The sequence below is a fragment of the Pseudomonas sp. GD04091 genome (assembly GCF_029836165.1).
In the GTDB taxonomy this organism is placed as follows: domain Bacteria; phylum Pseudomonadota; class Gammaproteobacteria; order Pseudomonadales; family Pseudomonadaceae; genus Aquipseudomonas.
The window spans coordinates 15,692-35,034 of sequence record NZ_JAOEBG010000022.1 but is presented as its reverse complement, the minus strand read 5'-3'; the positions used below and the strand labels follow the sequence as shown (position 1 = coordinate 35,034).

The 19,343-nt window shown below is 63.2% G+C and carries 16 protein-coding genes and 2 tRNA genes; 7 read left to right on the top strand and 11 right to left on the bottom strand.

The window, feature by feature from the left end; all coding sequences use genetic code 11:
• Complete coding sequence (locus tag N7422_RS21615; RefSeq protein WP_279808439.1) at positions 1-915, bottom strand: branched-chain amino acid ABC transporter permease LivH; 915 nt, start codon at positions 913-915, stop codon at positions 1-3.
• A gap of 157 nt (positions 916-1,072) precedes the next feature.
• Positions 1,073-2,209: a branched-chain amino acid ABC transporter substrate-binding protein gene (locus N7422_RS21610; protein ID WP_279808438.1), complete on the bottom strand. Its 1,137-nt coding sequence runs from the start codon at positions 2,207-2,209 to the stop codon at positions 1,073-1,075.
• Positions 2,210-2,709: 500 nt separating this feature from the next.
• Between N7422_RS21610 and pncB the strand changes: the two genes are divergently transcribed.
• On the top strand, positions 2,710-3,915 hold the full coding sequence (gene pncB / locus N7422_RS21605) for a nicotinate phosphoribosyltransferase (protein WP_279808437.1): 1,206 nt from the start codon (positions 2,710-2,712) through the stop codon (positions 3,913-3,915).
• 3 nt (positions 3,916-3,918) lie between these two features.
• The gene (gene nadE, locus N7422_RS21600) at positions 3,919-4,746 is read left to right on the top strand and encodes an ammonia-dependent NAD(+) synthetase (protein ID WP_279808436.1); all 828 of its coding nucleotides are present in this window, start codon (positions 3,919-3,921) and stop codon (positions 4,744-4,746) included.
• A gap of 129 nt (positions 4,747-4,875) precedes the next feature.
• Here the strand turns inward: nadE and azu are convergent, their stop codons facing one another.
• Entirely contained in the window at positions 4,876-5,328 is a 453-nt protein-coding gene (gene azu, locus N7422_RS21595; protein WP_279808435.1) for an azurin, read from the bottom strand.
• 346 nt (positions 5,329-5,674) lie between these two features.
• On the opposite strand from azu, the gene N7422_RS21590 reads away from it, so the two are divergent.
• Positions 5,675-6,262 carry a TIGR00730 family Rossman fold protein gene (locus N7422_RS21590; RefSeq protein WP_279808434.1) on the top strand — a complete coding sequence of 196 codons (588 nt, stop codon included), beginning with the start codon at positions 5,675-5,677 and terminating at the stop codon, positions 6,260-6,262.
• A 118-nt stretch (positions 6,263-6,380) separates the two neighbouring features.
• Here N7422_RS21590 and N7422_RS21585 read toward each other — a convergent pair whose 3' ends face one another.
• From N7422_RS21585 to rnr, 8 genes are all read right to left on the bottom strand, one after another.
• Complete coding sequence (locus tag N7422_RS21585) at positions 6,381-8,678, bottom strand: YgiQ family radical SAM protein (protein WP_279808433.1); 2,298 nt, start codon at positions 8,676-8,678, stop codon at positions 6,381-6,383.
• Positions 8,679-8,831: 153 nt separating this feature from the next.
• On the bottom strand, positions 8,832-10,229 hold the full coding sequence (gene dnaB / locus N7422_RS21580) for a replicative DNA helicase (RefSeq protein WP_279808432.1): 1,398 nt from the start codon (positions 10,227-10,229) through the stop codon (positions 8,832-8,834).
• A gap of 111 nt (positions 10,230-10,340) precedes the next feature.
• Complete coding sequence (rplI, locus tag N7422_RS21575; protein WP_134690280.1) at positions 10,341-10,787, bottom strand: 50S ribosomal protein L9; 447 nt, start codon at positions 10,785-10,787, stop codon at positions 10,341-10,343.
• Positions 10,788-10,807: 20 nt separating this feature from the next.
• Positions 10,808-11,674 carry a hypothetical protein gene (locus tag N7422_RS21570; RefSeq protein ID WP_279808431.1) on the bottom strand — a complete coding sequence of 289 codons (867 nt, stop codon included), beginning with the start codon at positions 11,672-11,674 and terminating at the stop codon, positions 10,808-10,810.
• 34 nt (positions 11,675-11,708) lie between these two features.
• Complete coding sequence (gene rpsR, locus N7422_RS21565) at positions 11,709-11,939, bottom strand: 30S ribosomal protein S18 (RefSeq protein ID WP_003249563.1); 231 nt, start codon at positions 11,937-11,939, stop codon at positions 11,709-11,711.
• A gap of 28 nt (positions 11,940-11,967) precedes the next feature.
• Complete coding sequence (rpsF, locus tag N7422_RS21560) at positions 11,968-12,393, bottom strand: 30S ribosomal protein S6 (RefSeq protein WP_011535936.1); 426 nt, start codon at positions 12,391-12,393, stop codon at positions 11,968-11,970.
• A gap of 303 nt (positions 12,394-12,696) precedes the next feature.
• Positions 12,697-13,443, bottom strand: coding sequence for a 23S rRNA (guanosine(2251)-2'-O)-methyltransferase RlmB (gene rlmB, locus N7422_RS21555; RefSeq protein ID WP_279808430.1), 747 nt, complete (start codon positions 13,441-13,443; stop codon positions 12,697-12,699).
• Positions 13,440-16,013 carry a ribonuclease R gene (rnr, locus tag N7422_RS21550; protein ID WP_279808429.1) on the bottom strand — a complete coding sequence of 858 codons (2,574 nt, stop codon included), beginning with the start codon at positions 16,011-16,013 and terminating at the stop codon, positions 13,440-13,442. Before rnr ends, rlmB begins: the two co-directional genes overlap by 4 nt.
• A 271-nt stretch (positions 16,014-16,284) precedes the next feature.
• Here rnr and N7422_RS21545 point away from each other — a divergent pair.
• The 4 genes from N7422_RS21545 to N7422_RS21530 all read left to right on the top strand — a co-directional run bounded on the left by N7422_RS21545 (position 16,285) and on the right by N7422_RS21530 (position 19,313).
• Positions 16,285-16,371: transfer RNA gene (locus tag N7422_RS21545), tRNA-Leu, on the top strand.
• 87 nt (positions 16,372-16,458) lie between these two features.
• Positions 16,459-16,545 (top strand) — tRNA-Leu (locus N7422_RS21540).
• 189 nt (positions 16,546-16,734) lie between these two features.
• The gene (locus N7422_RS21535; protein ID WP_279808428.1) at positions 16,735-17,748 is read left to right on the top strand and encodes an extracellular solute-binding protein; all 1,014 of its coding nucleotides are present in this window, start codon (positions 16,735-16,737) and stop codon (positions 17,746-17,748) included.
• Entirely contained in the window at positions 17,748-19,313 is a 1,566-nt protein-coding gene (locus N7422_RS21530; RefSeq protein WP_279808427.1) for an iron ABC transporter permease, read from the top strand. The genes N7422_RS21535 and N7422_RS21530 overlap by 1 nt, the downstream gene beginning before the upstream one ends.
• The last annotated feature ends 30 nt before the right edge of the window (positions 19,314-19,343 follow it).

The following is a 19,343-nucleotide window of genomic DNA, read 5'->3' as shown; positions in this document are numbered from 1 at the left end:
TCACACCTTAGCCACGAGCGGGCGACCCAGCAGGCCTTGGGGACGGAAGATGAGGATCAGCACCAGCAGCGAGAAGCTGAACACGTCCTTGTAGTCGGAGTTGATCAGGCCCGAGAACAGCGATTCGGAAATGCCCAGGATGATCCCGCCGAGCATCGCCCCTGGCAGCGAGCCGATGCCGCCGAGCACCGCGGCGGTGAACGCCTTGATGCCGATGATGAAGCCGGCGTAGAAGTCGAAGGTGCCGTAGTTCATGGTGATCAGCACGCCGGCCAGCGCCGCCATCACCGCGCCGATGACGAACACGTAGGAGATCACCCGGTCGGTGTTGATGCCCAGGATCGAGGCCATTTTTCGGTCTTGCTGGGTGGCACGGCACATGCGGCCGAGCTTGGTGTACTTGATCACATAGGTCAGCAGGGCCATGCCGGCGAACGCCGCCACCAGGATGAAGATCTTGGTGTAGGTCAATTGCACGAAGCCGGTGCCCACTTCGACGCGCACGGCGCCTTCGAGCAGGGTCGGCACGCCTTGCTGGCGGGCGCCCTGGCTGATCTGCGCGTAGTTCTGCAGGATCAGCGAGATGCCGATGGCGCTGATCAGAGGCGCCAGGCGGGTGGAGTTGCGCAGGGGTTTGTAGGCGATGCGTTCGATGGTGAAGCCATAGACGCCGGTAACGACGATGGTGAACAACAACGTGCCGAGCATCAGCAGCGGGAAGGATTCGATACCGAAGTAGGCCAGCAATGCCAGGCTGATCGCCGCGAGGTACGCGGAGATCATGTACACCTCGCCGTGCGCGAAGTTGATCATGCCGATGATGCCATAGACCATTGTGTAGCCGATGGCGATCAGGCCATAGACCGACCCGAGAGTCAGGCCGTTGACCAGTTGCTGCAGGAAAATACCATCCATAACGCAATCTCACCTGATTGAGATTGCACGAGCGCCGACCACGGCGGGCCACGGATGAGGCGACCCTCGCAGCGCAGAACTGTGCATATCTACGGACAAGGACAGGTACCGCGGGGCTGCGGCCTGGGCGCTCTGGCGCCCAGGCCGGATGCCGTTGTTATTTTTGTTTTTCCAGCTGGTGGTACTTGCCGTTGGCGTCCCACTGGTAGACCACGTAGTCGGAGACGGTCAGGTCACCCTTGCTGTCCCACTTCTTCTCGCCCATGACGGTCTGCACCGGGTTGGCCTTGAGCCACTTGGCGGCATCCTCGCCCTTGTTCGACTTGGCGCCGTTGAACGCGGCGGCCAGCGCCTGGACCGAGGCGTAGGCGTACAGGGTGTAGCCTTCCGGCTCGGTGCCGGCCTTGCGGAACTCCTCGACCACCGCCTTGCTGTCGGGCAGCAGGCGCGGGTCGGCGCCGAAGGTCATGTACACGCCGTTGGTGTACTGCGCGCCGCCCGCGGTGGCCACCAGCTCGTCGGTGACGATGCCGTCGTCGGACATGAACGCCACGTCCTTCAGGCCCTGCTCGCGCAGCTGGCGCACCAGCGGGCCGGCCTCCGGATGCAGGCCGCCGAAGTAGACGACATCGGCGCCCTGCGCGCGGATCTTGGTGACCACGGCGCTGAAGTCCTTCTCGCCACGGGTCAGGCCCTCGTACAACACAGGCTTCACGCCGCGCTTCTCCAGCTGCGCCTTGGTCGCATCGGCCAGGCCCTGGCCATAGGTGTCCTTGTCGTGCAGCACCACGACCTTCTTGCCCTTGAGCACATCGACGATGTAGTTGCCGGCGACGATGCCTTGCTGGTCGTCACGGCCGCACATGCGGAACATCGCGGAAAGACCGCGCTCGGTGACCTGCGGGTTGGTCGAGCCCGGGGTGATGGCGATCACGCCGGCCTCGTCGTAGACCTCGGAGGCGGGGATGGTGTTGGAGGAGCAGAAGTGGCCGACCACGCCGATGACCTTGTCCTGGTCGACCAGGCGGTTGGCCACGGATACGGCCTGCTTGGGCTCGCAGGCGTCGTCGCCCTTGACCAGGACGATCTTCTCGCCGTTCACGCCACCGGCTGCGTTGATCTTGTCGGCAGCCGCCTGGGCACCTTTCATGTACTGCTCGCCAAACGCTGCGTTGGCCCCGGTCATCGGGCCCGCGACGCCGATCTTGATGTCGGCCTGAACATACGAAGAAACACCCAGTGCGGTGGCCACGGCCAGTGCCAGGAAACCTTTCTTGTAAAACGTCTGCGACATGAGGTGGTGCTCCTAGAGTATTTTTTTTGGTTGGCACTACAACTTCTCAGCCCTGTGCTCCGAGCAAGGGCCGTGCCATTGGTTTTGTCTTCCGGGAAAACACACTGTGGGGGGCGCGACGAGGCGACCGGCGGCCTTTTCTTTATTGAGCGTGCAACCGTCTGCCTCACGGCAAGCGCCACCGACACGCCTAGACAAGGAGCAACCACCGAGCGCCATCATTGCAACCCTTGCAAGTGTTAACGTGCAACCGTCCTGTAACAGCGGACGTCACCGAACTGCACACCGCTGGTGCGCGACTGCTACAGGCAGCACTGTTTCAAGGCTAGCCGGTGCACGGAAAAACACCTGCTTTGCCTCTTCACCGCTAAATCCGCCCTTACAGGTGTGCCCGCGGCCCCAGTGAGAGCGGGTTTAGCCGCGAAGAGGCCGGCACAGGCGCAACAACCCCCAAAGGCTGGCACAATAGCCGCCATTGCCCGCCCTGGAGCTTCCCCCTGATGAGCGAAAGCGCATTCGCCGAGCGCATCGTGCACAACCTGCTCGACACCGACTTCTACAAACTGACGATGATGCAGGCGGTACTGCACAACTACCCGGACGCCGACGTCGAATGGGAGTTTCGCTGTCGCAACGGCGAGGACCTGCGCCCTTACCTGGGCGAGATCCGCCACCAGCTCGAACTGCTCAGCGAGCTCACCCTGGACGATGGCCAGCTGGCCTTCCTCGAGCGCATCAGCTTCCTCAAGCCGGACTTCCTGCGCTTCCTGCGCCTGTTCCGTTTCAACCTGCGCTACGTGCGCATCGGCATCGAGCACGACCAGCTGTTCCTGCGCCTGCGTGGCCCCTGGCTGCACGTGATCCTGTTCGAGGTGCCGCTGCTGGCCATCATCAGCGAGGTGCGCAATCGCCACCTGCACCCACGCATGCGTCTGGCCGAGGCCCGCGACCAGCTCTATCGCAAGTTCGACTGGCTGCGCGCCCATGCCAGCGACGACGAGCTGGCCCACCTGCAGGTGGCCGACTTCGGCACCCGCCGGCGCTTTTCCGGCCGGGTGCAGGAAGAGGTGGTGCGCGTGCTGCGCGATGACTTCCCGGCCCGCTTCGTCGGCACCAGCAACGTCGACCTGGCATGGAAACTGGATATCAAGCCCCTGGGCACCATGGCCCACGAGTGGATCATGGCCCACCAGCAGCTCGGCCCCCGGCTGATCGACAGCCAGATCGCCGCGCTGGACTGCTGGGTCCGCGAGTACCGTGGCCTGCTGGGCATCGCCCTGACGGACTGCATCACCATGGATGCCTTCCTCAACGATTTCGATCTGTACTTCGCCAAGCTGTTCGATGGCTTGCGCCACGACTCGGGCGAGCCGGTGGCCTGGGCCGAGAAGGCCATCGCCCATTACCAGAAGCTGGGCATCGACCCGATGACCAAGACGCTGGTGTTCTCCGATGGCCTGAACCTGACCCGCTCGCTGGAAATCTTCCGCGCGCTGCGCGGGCGCATCAATGTCAGCTTCGGCATCGGCACCAACCTGACCTGCGACATCCCCGGCGTGGCACCGATGAACATCGTGCTTAAAATGACCGACTGCAACGGCTCGCCGGTGGCGAAGATCTCCGACGAAGCCGCCAAGACCCAGTGCCGCGACGAGAACTTCGTCGCCTACCTGCGTCATGTATTCAAAGTCCCCAACAAGGAGTAACCCATGCAAGCCGTTCAGCAAGAGATTGCCCAGGCGCTCAAGGTGCAGCCGCCGTTCGCCGACGCCGCCGCGCTCGAGCAGGAAGTCGTCCGGCGCGTGGCCTTCATCAAGGACTGCCTGCACAACGCCCGGCTCAAGACCCTGGTGCTGGGCATCAGCGGTGGCGTCGACTCGCTGACCGCCGCCCTGCTCGCCCAACGCGCCATCGACGAGCTGCGCGCCGAGACAGGCGACAACGCCTACCGCTTCATCGCCGTGCGCCTGCCGTACCAGGTGCAGCATGACGAGCACGACGCCCAGGCTTGCCTGGACGTGATCAAGGCCGACGAGGTGCATACGGTCGATATCGCCCCGGCAGTGCGTACCCTGGCCGCCGAGGTGAAAGCGCTGGAAGGAGGTTCGCCAACCCTGGTGGACTTCGTCGTCGGCAACACCAAGGCACGCATGCGCATGGTGGCGCAGTACACCATCGCCGGCGCCCGCGCGGGGCTGGTGATCGGCACCGATCACGCCGCCGAGGCGGTGATGGGCTTCTTCACCAAGTTCGGTGACGGGGCCTGCGACCTGGCGCCGCTGAGCGGGCTGGTGAAAAACCAGGTGCGGGCGATCGCGCGCAGCTTCGGCGCGCCGGAATCGCTGGTAGAGAAGGTGCCGACCGCGGACCTGGAAGACCTCGAGCCGGGCAAGCCAGACGAAGCGTCACATGGCGTGACCTACCAGCAGATCGATGCCTTCCTGCATGGGCAGCCGGTCGATCAGGAGGCGTTCGACATCATCGTCGCCACCTACCGCAAGACCCAGCACAAGCGCGAGCTGCCGTTCGCGCCTTGAGGACAGTGGGGCTGCTGCGCAGCCCCTTCGCGACACAAGGCCGCTCCCACAGGGAAATGCAATCCCCCTGTGGGAGCGGCCTTGTGTCGCGAAGGGAGGGCAAAGCCCTCCCCTCGTTTCAAATCGTCATTACTTGACGATAACCTTGCCCTTCATCATCGAGATGTGGCCCGGGAAGGTGCAGAAGAAGCTGTAGTCGCCACCGGCTTCCAGCTTGGAAGTGTCGAACTTCACTTCGGTTTCTTTCTCTGGTGCGCCGATCATCGCGGTGTGGGCGATGATGTTGGCGTTGTCTTCCTTCAGGTAGCCCTTGTCGATGCCCTGGCTCATGCCTTCAGTGGCAATGCCCTGCATGTCGGCGGTCTTGCTGATCACCAGGTTGTGGCCCATGACGTTCTTCGGCAGGTTGCCGGAATGGGTCAGTTTGACGGTGAATTCCTTGCAGCTCTTGTCGACGGTGAATTCCTTGGTGTTGAAGGACATCTGGTCAGTCGAGTCGACAGTCACCGAGCACTTGTCAGCAGCGAAGACAGAGGCGCTGGCGAGGGTCAGCAGGGATACCGCTACAGCTTTCGCAAACATCATGAATCTCCTTGGCAGGGTTTTATCAATTGCGAGACTGCCTGAAAACCGGACGCCCGTACCTGATGTGGGTCAAGGGGTGTCAAGTGGCCAGCCAGTAGATTTGTTCAATGGATTGTATACAACCAATCAAAGTGCACATCATGCCCTCTTGATAGACGATGCGACAACCTCTCATTTAGGAGTCGAATGAAATGTCCCTGTCCAATTTCATGAACAGCCTGCTCGCCGCCTACGCCCACGGCGCCAGCGGCTCGGTCCGCGAATTCTCCCGCCCAGAGTGAATCCCCTTGGAAGCGACAGGCATGCGCCTTACCCTGTGCGCGCATGTAAAGGGAGATAAGCAATGCCTGTACGTTCCGTTTGTGTCTTCTGCGGCGCCAGCATCGGCGCCAACCCTGCCTACCGCGAAGCCGCCGTCGCCCTGGGCCAGGCCATCGCCCGCCGTGGCCTGACGCTGGTCTACGGCGGTGGCGCGGTCGGCCTGATGGGTACTGTCGCCGATGCCGCCATGGCCGCAGGAGGCGAAGTCATCGGCATCATCCCCGAAAGCCTGATGAACGCCGAAATAGGCCACAAGGGCCTGACCCGCCTGGAAGTGGTGGACGGCATGCATGCGCGCAAGGCACGCATGGCCGAACTCAGCGATGCCTTCATCGCCCTGCCGGGTGGCCTGGGTACGCTGGAGGAGCTGTTCGAAGTGTGGACCTGGGGGCAACTGGGCTATCACGCCAAGCCGCTGGGGTTGCTCGATGTGAACGGGTTCTACGAGAAGCTGGGCGGGTTCCTCGACCATATCGTCGAAGAGGGCTTCGTGCGGCCGCAGCACCGGGCGATGCTGTTGCTCGGGAAGCAGTCGAATGAACTGCTGGAGGGGATGGAGCGGTTCGAGTCGCCGGTGTTGCCGAAGTGGGTCGACAAGCAGCCGGATTGAAGGCTGAAATCCTGGGACCGCTTCGCGACACAAGGCCGCTCCTACAGGAGATTGCATTCGCCTGTAGGAGCGGCCTTGTGTCGCGAAAGGGCTGCGCAGCAGCCCCCAAATGGACCAGTTAGCGCGGAATGACCGGCTGACGCGGCTTCTTGCCTTTGCCGCCCTTGGCCGCTTCCTTGCGCTCCTTGGCCGCCTGCTGGTTGCGGGCAAACGCCTCGGCCTTGGCCTTCTCGCGCTTGTCCCACGGCTTGCTGCCGTCGCTGGCGCGCGGTGGCAGGCCGGTGTGCTGGGTGAGGATCTTCTGGTCCTTGCCCACCTTGTGGCTGCCGGCCGGGGTCGAGTTCTTGCGCCGGGCACTCTGGTAGGTGTCGGTCTGCGGCTGGTGCAACGGGATCAGCTGGTGCTTGCCCGGCCCGATCAGGTCGGCGCGGCCCATGCGCTGCAGCGCTTCGCGCAGCATCGGCCAGCCCTTCGGGTCGTGGTAGCGCAGGAACGCCTTGTGCAGTCGGCGCTGTTCCTCGCTCTTGACGATCTCCACCCCTTCGCTCTTGTAGGTGACCTTGCGCAGCGGGTTCTTGCCCGAGTGGTACATGGCGGTAGCCGACGCCATCGGCGAGGGGTAGAACGCCTGCACCTGGTCGGCACGGAAACCGTTGCCCTTGAGCCACAGGGCAAGGTTCATCATGTCCTCGTCGGTGGTGCCCGGGTGCGCGGCGATGAAGTACGGGATCAGGTACTGCTCCTTGCCCGCCTCCTTCGAGAACTTCTCGAACATGCGCTTGAAGCGGTCGTAGGTACCGATGCCCGGCTTCATCATCTTGTCCAGCGGGCCACGCTCGGTGTGCTCCGGAGCGATCTTCAGGTAGCCGCCGACGTGGTGGGTGACCAGCTCGCGCACGTACTCCGGCGACTCCACCGCCAGGTCGTAGCGCAGGCCCGAGGCGATCAGGATCTTCTTCACCCCCGGCAGGGCACGGGCCTTGCGGTACAGCTCGATCAGCGAGCTGTGGTCGGTGTTGAGGTTCTCGCAGATGCCCGGGAACACGCACGACGGCTTGCGGCAGTGCTTCTCGATGTCGTGGCTCTTGCAGGCGATGCGGTACATGTTGGCGGTCGGGCCGCCAAGGTCGGAGACCACGCCGGTGAAGCCCGGCACCTTGTCGCGCATCTCCTCGATCTCGTGCAGGATCGACTCGTGGGAGCGGTTCTGGATGATCCGACCTTCGTGCTCGGTGATCGAGCAGAAGGTGCAGCCACCGAAGCAGCCACGCATGATGTTCACCGAGAAACGGATCATCTCGTACGCCGGGATGCGCTCCTTGCCATAGGCCGGGTGCGGAATGCGCGCATAGGGCATGCCGAACACGTAGTCCATCTCTTCGGTGGTCATGGGGATGGGTGGCGGGTTGAACCACACATCCACCTCGCCATGCTTCTGCACCAGGGCGCGGGCGTTGCCCGGGTTGGTCTCCAAGTGCAGCACGCGGTTGGCGTGAGCGTAGAGGACCGGGTCGTTGCGCACCTTCTCGAACGACGGCAGGCGGATCACCGACTTCTCGCGGGTCACCCGTGGGCTGTCGAGGATCTGCACCACCTTGGCTTCGTTCGGGTCTTCCTGCTCGCCTTTGGCCTGCTCGATGGCGCAGGCCTGGGTGTCCTGGGTGTTGACGTACGGATTGATGATCTTGTCCACGCGGCCCGGACGGTCGATGCGGGTGGAGTCGATCTCGTACCAGCCTTCCGGCGTGTCACGACGAATGAACGCGGTACCGCGCACATCGGTGATGCCTTCGATGGCTTCGCCCTGGGACAGGCGCTGGGCGACCTCGACGATCGCCCGCTCGGCGTTGCCGTACAACAGGATGTCGGCGCTGGCGTCGATCAGGATCGAGTGGCGAACCTTGTCCTGCCAGTAGTCGTAGTGGGCGATGCGGCGCAGCGAGGCCTCGATGCCCCCCAGCACGATCGGCACATGCTTGTAGGCTTCCTTGCAGCGCTGGCTGTACACCAGGCTGGCACGGTCCGGGCGCTTGCCGGCCAAGCCGCCAGGGGTGTAGGCGTCGTCGGAACGGATCTTCTTGTCCGCGGTGTAGCGGTTGATCATCGAATCCATGTTGCCGGCCGCGACACCGAAGAACAGGTTCGGCTCGCCGAGCTTCATGAAGTCGTCCTTCGACTGCCAGTTCGGCTGGGCGATGATGCCTACGCGAAAGCCCTGGGCCTCGAGCAGGCGGCCGATGATGGCCATGCCGAACGACGCATGGTCGACGTAGGCGTCACCGGTCACGATGATGATGTCGCAGGAATCCCAGCCGAGCTGATCCATCTCCTCCCTGCTCATCGGCAGGAACGGCGCTGGCCCGAAACATTCGGCCCAGTACTTGGGATAGTCGTAGAGTGGTTTGGCTGCTTGCATGTCAGTGACCGGTTCTGGTGTGCAGGGAAATCGCGGGCGCGGAATATAGCACAAATTTTGACCAAATCCGACGGTGATGGTCGGATTCATCGAGCGCATGGAAAACCCTGTGGGAGCGGGCAAGCCCGCTCCCACAGGGTCCCCAGTCAGGTCTTATTCGTCGTCGTCGAAGTTGTACATGCCCGGCGCGAGGTTCTCGAAGCGGGTGTACTTGCCGATGAACGCCAGGCGCACGAAGCCGATGGGGCCGTTACGCTGCTTGCCGATGATGATCTCGGCCACGCCCTTGTGCTCGGTCTCGGGGTGATACACCTCGTCCCGGTAAACGAACATGATCACGTCGGCGTCCTGCTCGATCGCTCCGGATTCACGCAGGTCGGAGTTGACCGGGCGCTTGTTGGGGCGCTGCTCCAGGGAGCGGTTGAGCTGCGACAGGGCGATCACCGGGCAGTTGAACTCCTTGGCCAGCGCCTTGAGCGAGCGGGAGATCTCGGAAATCTCGTTGGTCCGGTTGTCACCGGCCGATCCTGGAATCTGCATGAGCTGCAGGTAGTCGACCATGATCATGGCGATCTCGCCATGCTCACGCGCCAGTCGGCGGGTACGCGCACGCATCTCCGAAGGGCTGATACCCGCGGTATCGTCGATGAACAGCTTGCGGTCGTTGAGCAGGTTGACCGCCGAGGTCAGCCGCGGCCAGTCGTCGTCGTCCAGCTGGCCGGAACGCACCTTGGTCTGGTCGATACGGCCAAGGGACGAGAGCATACGCATGATCAGCGATTCACCAGGCATCTCGAGGGAGAACACCAGCACCACCTTGTCGCTGCGCAACACGGCGTTTTCCACCAGGTTCATGGCGAAGGTGGTCTTGCCCATCGACGGACGGCCGGCAACGATGACCAGGTCGGCGGCCTGCAGGCCGCTGGTCTTTTCGTCCAGATCGGTGAATCCGGTGGAAACACCGGTGATGTCGCTGTCGGAGTTGAACAGCGTGTCGATGCGGTCGATGGCCATGGTCAACAGCTCGTTGACCCCCACAGGACCACCGGTCTTGGGCCGCGCCTCGGCGATCTGGAAGATCTGCCGTTCGGCGTCATCGAGGATTTCTTCGGCGTTGCGGCCCTGGGGGTTGAAGGCGTTGTCGGCGATATCGGTACTGATGCTGATCAGCTGGCGCAGCGTCGCGCGCTCGCGGATGATCGCGGCGTAGGCCTTGATGTTGGCCACCGATGGCGTGTTCTTGGCCAGTTCGGCGAGGTAGGCCAGGCCGCCCACCTGGGTCGAGACGCCTTCCTTGTCCAGCTGCTCGTGCAGCGTCACCACGTCGAATGGCTGGTTCGCGTCCACCAGCTTGTGGATGGCACGGAAGATCAGGCGGTGGTCATGCCGATAGAAATCGCCGTCCGATACCTGGTCCAGCACCCGCTCCCAGGCGTTGTTGTCCAGCATCAGGCCACCGAGCACGGCCTGTTCGGCCTCGATGGAATGCGGCGGCACCTTCAGGGCAGCGGTTTGCAGGTCGAGTTGCTCGGGGGTGGTGATCTCGTTCATGGCCACGCAGGAATTCGGGTAGATGAAAAAGACAAAGGGCACGGCCTGCAAGACAGGACCGTGCCCGATGTTAACCGCCTGACCCGCAAGGGGCCAGTCGATTACAGCAGCTTAGGCAGCTACGACGACCACGCGTACGGTGGCTTCGACGTCGCTGTGCAGGTGCACGGCTACGTCGTATTCGCCAACCTGACGGATGGTGCCGTTCGGCAGACGAACTTCAGCCTTGGCCACTTCGACGCCGGAGGCGGTCAGGGCGTCAGCGATGTCGTGGGTGCCGATCGAACCGAACAGCTTGCCTTCGTCGCCAGCGGTGGCAGTGATGGTCACTTCCAGCTCGGCCAGTTGGGCAGCGCGGCTTTCAGCCGAAGCTTTCTTGTCTGCTGCGGCTTTTTCCAGCTCGGCGCGGCGCTCTTCGAACGCGGCCAGGTTGGCGGCGTTGGCAACGGTGGCCTTGCCGAACGGCAGCAGGTAGTTACGGCCGTAACCGGCCTTAACATTTACTTTGTCGCCCAGGTTGCCCAGGTTAGCGACTTTTTCCAGCAGGATCAGTTCCATTTGGTAAAACCTCTTAACTTTTAACCTTCACCGTTCGCGGAGTCGTCACCCTGCGAAGGGGACTTGCGACCGCGAAAATCAATCAGGCTGTCGACTATGGCCAGGACCACGAGCAACGGATACATCAACTGCATCAGCAGCGGCAGCGTCACGTACATCCCCACCAGCCAGAATCCGGCCAGTCGCCCCTGTGCCACCAGCCCATGAACCAGGGCGATACCACACAGAAGCAGTACCAGGCTCGACGCCGATGCCAGCACGATGAACTGCGGCCCGAGGAACGGACCCAGCACCATCAGCGACACCAGTGCCAGCATCGGCACCTTGGGCAGCCTCAGTTCGCGGAATTCGCGACCGAAACCACCGGGGTTGTACAACGCAGCCTGCCAATAACGCGCCAGCATCAACGCCAGCACGCTGAACAACTGCAGCATCACTGCACTGGAAGCGATCAGCAGCGGGCCGATCAGCTCACCGGGAAGTACCGGCTTGCCTTCGAACTGCGGCAGGGCTTTTTCAAGCGCCTTGGCCAATACCTCGAAGGTTTCACGCAGTACCAGGTCGAGGATCAGGCTGTACAACAAGCCCAACACGACACTCGCCAGCAGTATCCGGGCCCAGGAATGCTCGGCGCGCAACAGCGCGGCCAGCCCCAGCGTGCCGAGGAACACCAGCAAGGTGCTCGGCTCGCCGAAGACCCACATGGCCAGGCCGGGCAAAAGGCCCCAGGCGATGACCGATGAAGCGTCCTTGAACCCGCGCCGCAGGAACACCAGGCTCCCGGCGGCGGCACTCAACCAGAACAGCAGCGGCAGTACCGCGCTGATGACCACCACCAGGGTGGCCTGCACACGACCGCGCATGATGAAGCTTGCTAACGCTCGCATGCCTATCCCTTGCTACTTAGTCGACGACCCGGTCTCAGCGGCCGTGGCTGTCGGTGTAGGGCAGCAGGGCCAGGAAGCGGGCGCGCTTGATAGCGGTAGCCAGCTGACGCTGATAACGAGCTTTGGTACCGGTGATGCGGCTTGGAACGATCTTGCCGGTTTCGGATACGTAAGCTTTCAGGGTGTTGAGATCTTTGAAGTCGATCTCTTTCACGTCTTCAGCAGTGAAGCGGCAGAATTTACGACGACGGAAGAAACGTGCCATGTGATTGGCTCCTCAAAAGGTCCGTGGATTACTCGTCAGCGTTATCGCTGTTGTCGCTGTCATTGCTGTCGTCGCCTTCGGCGCCATCAGCATGCTCAGGACGTTCACGACGCTCACGGCGCTCGCTGCGGTTCTCTTCGGCCTTGAGCATCTCGGACGGGCCGGTAACGGCTTCGTCACGACGGATGACCAGGTTACGGATCACGGCATCGTTGTAGCGGAAGTTGTCTTCCAGCTCGGCCAGGGCCTTGCCGGTGCACTCAACGTTCAGCATCACGTAGTGAGCCTTGTGAACATTGTTGATTGCGTAGGCCAGCTGACGACGGCCCCAGTCTTCCAGGCGGTGGATCTTGCCACCATCTTCTTCGATCAGCTTGGTGTAACGCTCAACCATGCCGCCGACTTGCTCGCTCTGGTCCGGGTGAACCAGGAAGATGATTTCGTAATGACGCATGAATGCTCCTTACGGGTTAGTAGTCTGCCAGCAACCTGGTCAGACAAGGAGTGAATGACACTGTATGTCTTGCCCCAGCGAGAAGGCACATGTGCGCCTGCCTGCTCGGCAAGGGGCGCAATTGTAGAGAAGGCTGGAGGGACAAGCAAGGAGGCTGGCGATTATTTGAACAGCCGGAAACATATTCAGGCCATACCGTACAAGTCTGAGAAGAGTGGCGTGGGAGCGGGCTTGCCCCGCGATGACGTTATCAAACCTACCATCGCTATCGCGGGGCAAACCCGCTCCACGCACATTACCCGCTCAGCGCTTGCCCTGACGCTGCCTCACGGCCTCGAACAGGCACACCCCGGTCGCCACCGAGACATTGAGGCTGCTGACGCTACCGGCCATCGGCAGCTTGACCAGAAAGTCGCAGTGCTCGCGAGTCAGGCGGCGCATGCCCTTGCCTTCCGCGCCCATGATCATCACCAGCGGCCCGGTCAGGTCCTGCTGGTAGATCTCCTGCTCGGCCTCGCCGGCGGTGCCGACCACCCACAGCCCACGCTGCTGAAGTTTTTCCAGGGTACGGGCCAGGTTGGTCACGGCCACCAGCGGCATCACCTCGGCGGCGCCGCAGGCGACCTTGCGCACCACCCCGGTCAGCGTGGCCGACTTGTCCTTCGGGATCACCACGGCGGTGGCGCCGGCCGCATCGGCGGTGCGCAGGCACGCGCCGAGGTTGTGCGGGTCGGTCACGCCATCGAGCACCAGGATCAAGGGCGGGGTTTCAGTGCGCTCGAGCAGCTCGTCGAGCATCGCCTCGCCCCACACCTGGCTCGGGCTCACCTCGGCGACCACGCCCTGGTGCACGCCCTCGACCCAGGCATCGAGCTCGCGGCGCTCGGCCTGGCCGACCTGGACACGGTTCTCGGCGGCCAGTGCCAGCAATGCCTGGATGCGCGGCTCGCTGCGCCCTTCCGACAACCAGATCTGCTTGACCCGCTTGGGATGGTGCTGCAGCAGTGCCTGCACGGCATGCACGCCGTAGATCTTTTCCAGCTGACTCATGACTTGTTCTTGCCTTTACGTGGCGCGCCGGTCTTCGACGGCCCCTTGCGGTGCTTGGTCTTGCCCGAAGCCTTGGCGCCCTTGTCGGCCTTGCCGGCGGCGTGGCCACCCTGCTTCGCCTCGCTCATCAGCGCCTTTTTCATCTCGCGGCTCTTGCGCACTTCGGCGTTGCGCTGAACGGCGTCTTTCGGGAAGTACGCCTCGGCGCTTTCGCTCTTGCGGCTGCGCGGCTTTGGCGAGATCTTCGCCTCGGTCGCGGGTGCGGCCGGGGTCGCAGGCTCGGTCGAGGCCGCGCGCGGCTTGCGCCCGACCGGTGCATTGACGGCCGCCTCGGACATCTCGAAGTCGATCTTGCGCTGCTCGAGGTCGACGCGCATGACCTTCACCTCCACCGTGTCGCCCAGGCGGAAGCTGCGGCCGCTACGCTCGCCGGACAGACGGTGGTGTACCGGATCGAAGTGGTAGTAGTCGCCCGGCAGGGCACTGACGTGCACCAGGCCTTCGACGTAGATGTCGGTCAGTTCGATGAACAAGCCGAAGCCGGTCACCGCGGTGATCACACCCGGGAACGTCTCGCCGACGCGGTCGCGCATGTACTCGCACTTGAGCCAGTTGACCACGTCACGGGTCGCCTCGTCGGCGCGACGCTCGGTCATCGAGCACTGCTCGCCCAGCTGGTCGAGGGTGTTCTCGTCGTACGGGTAGATGCGCGCCTTGGGAATGCTCATGGCGCCGGCACGCTTGACGTGCGGGGTATCGACCTTCGAGCGGATCACGCTGCGGATGGCGCGGTGCACCAGCAGGTCCGGGTAACGACGGATCGGCGAGGTGAAGTGGGTGTAGGCCTCGTAGTTCAGGCCGAAGTGGCCGTTGTTCTCGACGCTGTACACCGCCTGGCTCAGCGAGCGCAGCATGACGGTCTGGATCAGGTGGAAATCCGGGCGCCCGGCGATGCTCGCCAGCAGTTGCTGGTAGTCCTTCGGCGACGGCTCCTTGCCCTTGTGCAGGCTCAGGCCCAGCTCGCCGAGGAAGGCGCGCAGCTTTTCCAGGCGCTCCGGCGGCGGACCGTCGTGAACACGGTACAGGGCCGGCACGCCGTGCTTGTGCAGGAACTCGGCGGTGGCAACGTTGGCCGCCAGCATGCATTCCTCGATCAGCTTGTGGGCGTCGTTGCGCACGGTCGGACGAATTTCGTCGATCTTGCGGTCTTCACCGAAGATGATCCGGGTTTCCTGGGTTTCGAAGTCGATCGCGCCACGGGTGTGGCGGGCCGCCACCAGCGCCTTGTACAGCGCGTAGAGGTTCTTCAGGTCGGGCACTACCGCGCTGTACTCCTCGCGCAGGGCCTTGCCCTCACGAGTGCGGGCGTGTTCGAGCATGCTGCTGACCTTGTTGTAGGTCAGGCGAGCATGGGAATGGATGACCGCTTCGTAGAACTGGTAGTCGACCATCTGGCCGGCCTTGTTGATGGTCATCTCGCAGACCATGGCCAGGCGATCGACGTGCGGGTTCAGCGAGCACAGGCCGTTGGACAGCTCCTCGGGCAGCATCGGCACGACGCGCTCGGGGAAGTACACCGAGTTACCGCGCTGCTGCGCTTCGATGTCCAGGGCCGAGCCCAGGCGCACGTAGCTGGAAACGTCGGCGATCGCCACGTACAGGCGCCAGCCGCCGGAGAACAGGCGCAGCTTGCCTTGCGGCTCGCAATAAACGGCGTCGTCGAAGTCGCGGGCATCCTCGCCGTCGATGGTGACGAACGGCAGATGGCGCAGGTCGACACGCTTCTCCTTGTCCTTCTCCTCGACTTCGGAGCGGAACTTGCGCGCCTCCTTGATCACCTCTTTCGGCCAGACATGCGGGATGTCATAGCTGCGCAAGGCGATGTCGATCTCCATGCCCGGAGCCATGTAGTTGCCGATGACTTCGATCACGTCGCCCTGGGGCTGGAAGCGCGGGGTCGGCCAGTGGGTGATCTTGATCGACACGAACTGGCCGATCTTGGCCCCACCGTTGCGTCCGGCGGTCACCAGCACTTCCTGCTGGATCTTCGGGTTGTCCGGGGTCACGTAGCCGATGCCGCCTTCTTCGAAGTAACGGCCGACCACGCTCTCGTGGGCACGGGAAATGATCTCGACCAGCACGCCTTCACGGCGTCCACGGCGGTCGACGCCGGAGACCCGGGCCAGACCACGGTCGCCGTCGAACACCAGGCGCATCTGCGCCGGGCTGAGGAACAGGTCCTCGCTGCCGTCGTCGGGGATGAGGAAACCGAAACCGTCACGATGGCCGGAGACGCGGCCGCAGATCAGGTCGAGCTTGTCTACCGGGGCATAGGTGCCGCGCCGGGTATAGATAAGCTGGCCGTCGCGCTCCATGGCGCGCAGCCGGCGACGCAGGGCTTCGATCTGATCTTCCTCGTACAGACCGAACTCGACCGCCAGCTCTTCCCGAGCGGCCGGTTCGCCACGGTCGGCGAGGCGCTGCAAGATCAGCTCACGGCTGGGAATGGGGTTCTCGTATTTTTCCGCTTCGCGAGCGGCCTCGGGATCGAGGGATTGCCAATCGGCCATCAGAAGGGGTTCACCTTGGTGTATATAGAGGGGAATTCTGGCATAGGCGTATTGAAACCGGAAATGTCAGCCTTGGACAGCCCTGATGGAGTGTCCAGCTCGCGGCAATCGCCCTGCGGAATCAACAACTTGAATTTTTTGAATTTTTTTTCGTTTGGGGGCTTTACAGCCTTCAGGAGCGTCCGTATAGTGCGCACCACAACGACGGACAACCCCGAAGTTGTAGTAGAGATGAACGGCGCTGTAAAGCATCTTGTAATCTCGAATGTGTGCCCAGGTGGCGGAATTGGTAGACGCGCTGGTTTCAGGTATCAGTGACTTAACGGTCGTGGAAGTTCGAGTCTTCTCCTGGGCACCAAGATTTTCAAGTAACAGATGACCAAGGATCTGTTACTGCTGTGTGAAAGCGAACGATGGTCGCCTTCAGCAGATGATGCAAAGCTTTGCCCAGGTGGCGGAATTGGTAGACGCGCTGGTTTCAGGTATCAGTGACTTAACGGTCGTGGAAGTTCGAGTCTTCTCCTGGGCACCATACAAAAACCCACTAGCTTGCTAGTGGGTTTTTTCTTGCCTGCGATTTCTAGCAGACCATCACCCACCCCACAGCCCACGCCCCTGCGCTCTGGCGGCGCCCATGAATTTCCCGTCATCCGGCCACTTGAGAAACGATTTCGTTTACCATTGTTTCCAAATATGTAGCCGTAAGCGAGGAAGTACCCGCATGACGATCCGCCCGCAACCGCTGATGCGCACCCTGGCCGCCGCAGTTCTGAGCCTGGTGATCGGCGCTCCGGCCGCCCTGGCAGACGAACCGGTCACGTTGACGATGTACAACGGCCAGCACAAGGAAATCGGCGAAGCCATCGCCAAGGCCTACGAGGCCAAGACCGGCATCCATATCAACATCCGCAAGGGCAGCAGCAACCAGCTGGCCAGCCAGATCATCGAGGAAGGCGCACGCTCGCCGGCCGACATCATCTATACCGAAGAGTCGCCACCCCTGAACAACCTCGGCGAACTGGGCCTGCTGGCGAAGATCGACGACGCCACGCTGAACATGCTGCCCAAGGAATACGTCGGCGCCAATGGCACCTGGATGGGCGTCACCGCCCGTACCCGCGTGGTGGTGTACAACCCGAAGAAGATCGACGAGAAAGACCTGCCGACCACGGTGATGGATTTCTCCGGCCCCGAATGGGACGGTCGCGTCGGTTACGTCCCCACCAGCGGTGCCTTCCAGGAGCAGGCCGTGGCCATCCTCAAGATGCACGGTCGCGAAGCCACCGAAGAGTGGCTGACCGGCCTGAAGGCCTTCGGCAAGACCTACACCAACAACATGGTCGCCCTGAAAGCCGTGGAGAAGGGTGAAGTCACCGCCGTGCTGGTCAACAACTACTACTGGTACGCCCTGGAACGCGAGCGCGGCAAGCTCGACTCCAAGCTGTACTACCTGGCCGACGGCGACGCCGGCAACCTGGTGACCATCTCCGGCGCCGGCGCAGTCAAGGCCAGCAAGCACCCGAAAGAAGCCCAGGCCTTGCTCAACTGGATGGCCAGTGAAGAAGGCCAGCGCGTGATCACCCAGACCACCGCCGAATATCCGCTGCACAAAGGCATGGTCTCGGACCGCGGCCTGAAGCCGTTCGAGGAACTGCGTCCGCCGAAGATCTCGCCGGCCGACCTGGGCAATGCCGAGGAAGCCATCGAGCTCGAGCGCGAGATTGGCCTGCTCTGATGACCGCCGCCCTGCCCTCGCCTGCCTTGTCGCGCTTCGTCCCGAAACGCAAGCGCCCGTCCATCTGGGTGCTGCTGCCGGTGCTGTTCCTCGTGGCGATGAGCCTGCTGCCATTGCTGTACGTCGGGCTCAAGGCCTCGGAAGCCGGCTGGCACGAGGCGCTACGTCTGCTCTGGCGGCCTTTCGTCTGGGGGTTGCTGCGCAATACCCTGCTGCTGATGGTGGGTGTCACCGCGCTGTGCCTGTTGGTCGGCGTGGCCCTGGCCTGGCTGCTGGAGCGTAGCGACCTGCCGGGCCGGCGTCTGTGGGGCGTGGTGCTGTGCCTACCCTTTGCCGTGCCCTCGTTCGTCAGCAGCTTCACCTGGGTGTCGCTGAGTTCGGACTTCGAAGGGCTGGGCGGGGCGATCCTGGTCATGGCGTTGTCCAAGTACCCGCTGGTATTCCTGCCAGTGGCGGCCACCCTGCGCAACCTCGACACATCGCTGGAGGAATCGGCGCGCACTCTTGGCTGCAGCCGCTGGGGCGTGTTCCACCAGATCACCCTGCCCCTGCTGTGGCCATCGATGCTCGGTGGCGCACTACTGATCGCACTGCACATGCTGGTGGAGTTCGGCGCCCTGTCGATCCTTGGCCTGCAGACCTTCACCACGGCGATCTACCAGCAGTTCGAACTGGAATTCAGCAACGCCAACGCCGCCATGCTCTCGGCAGTGTTGCTGGTGCTGTGCCTGGCAATGCTGTGGCTGGAGCTGCGGGTGCGCGGCAAGGGCCGTCATGTGCGCATTGGCCAGGGCGTGGCGCGCCGCGCGCAACCCGTGCGCCTGCGCGCCTGGATGCCGCTGGGGCAGCTGTTCTGCCTGGCCCTGGCGGTGCTGGGCAGCGGCATTCCGCTGGCCATGCTCGGCTACTGGCTGAGTGTCGGCACATCGGCGGCATTCCCGGTGGCGGCCATCGGCAAGGCCCTTGCCACCTCGCTGTCGGTGTCGCTGGGCGGCGCTGGCTTCTGCGTGTTGCTGGCCCTGCCGATCAGCTTCCTGGTGGTGCGCTACAAGGGCCGCCTGGCGATCTGGGCCGAACGCCTGCCATATCTGCTGCACGCCCTGCCCGGCCTGGTCATCGCCCTGACCCTGGTGTTCTTCGCCTTGCACTACGTGCCGGCGCTGTACCAGACCACCGCGCTGCTGATCCTGGCCTACGCGCTGCTGTTCCTGCCCCTGGCCCAGTCGCCGGTGCGCACCGCGCTGAACAAGGCCTCGCCGACCCTGGAGGAGGCCGCTCGCACGCTGGGCGCGAGCAGTTTCGCGGCGTTCTGCCGAGTCACCCTGCCGATCATCTTCCCGGCGATGGCGGCGGCTTTTGCCCTGGTATTCCTGGATGCGATGAAGGAGCTGACCGCGACCCTGCTGCTCAGCCCCACCGGCATGACCACCTTGGCCACCGAGGTGTGGGCGCACACCGCCAACGTCGAGTTCGCGGCGGCGGCGCCTTATGCGGCATTGCTGATCGTGGTGTCGGGGTTGCCGGTGTATCTGCTGACTACGCGGATGTATCTGAACAAGGCGTGACACCTGCCGGGGCCGCTTTGCGGCCCTATC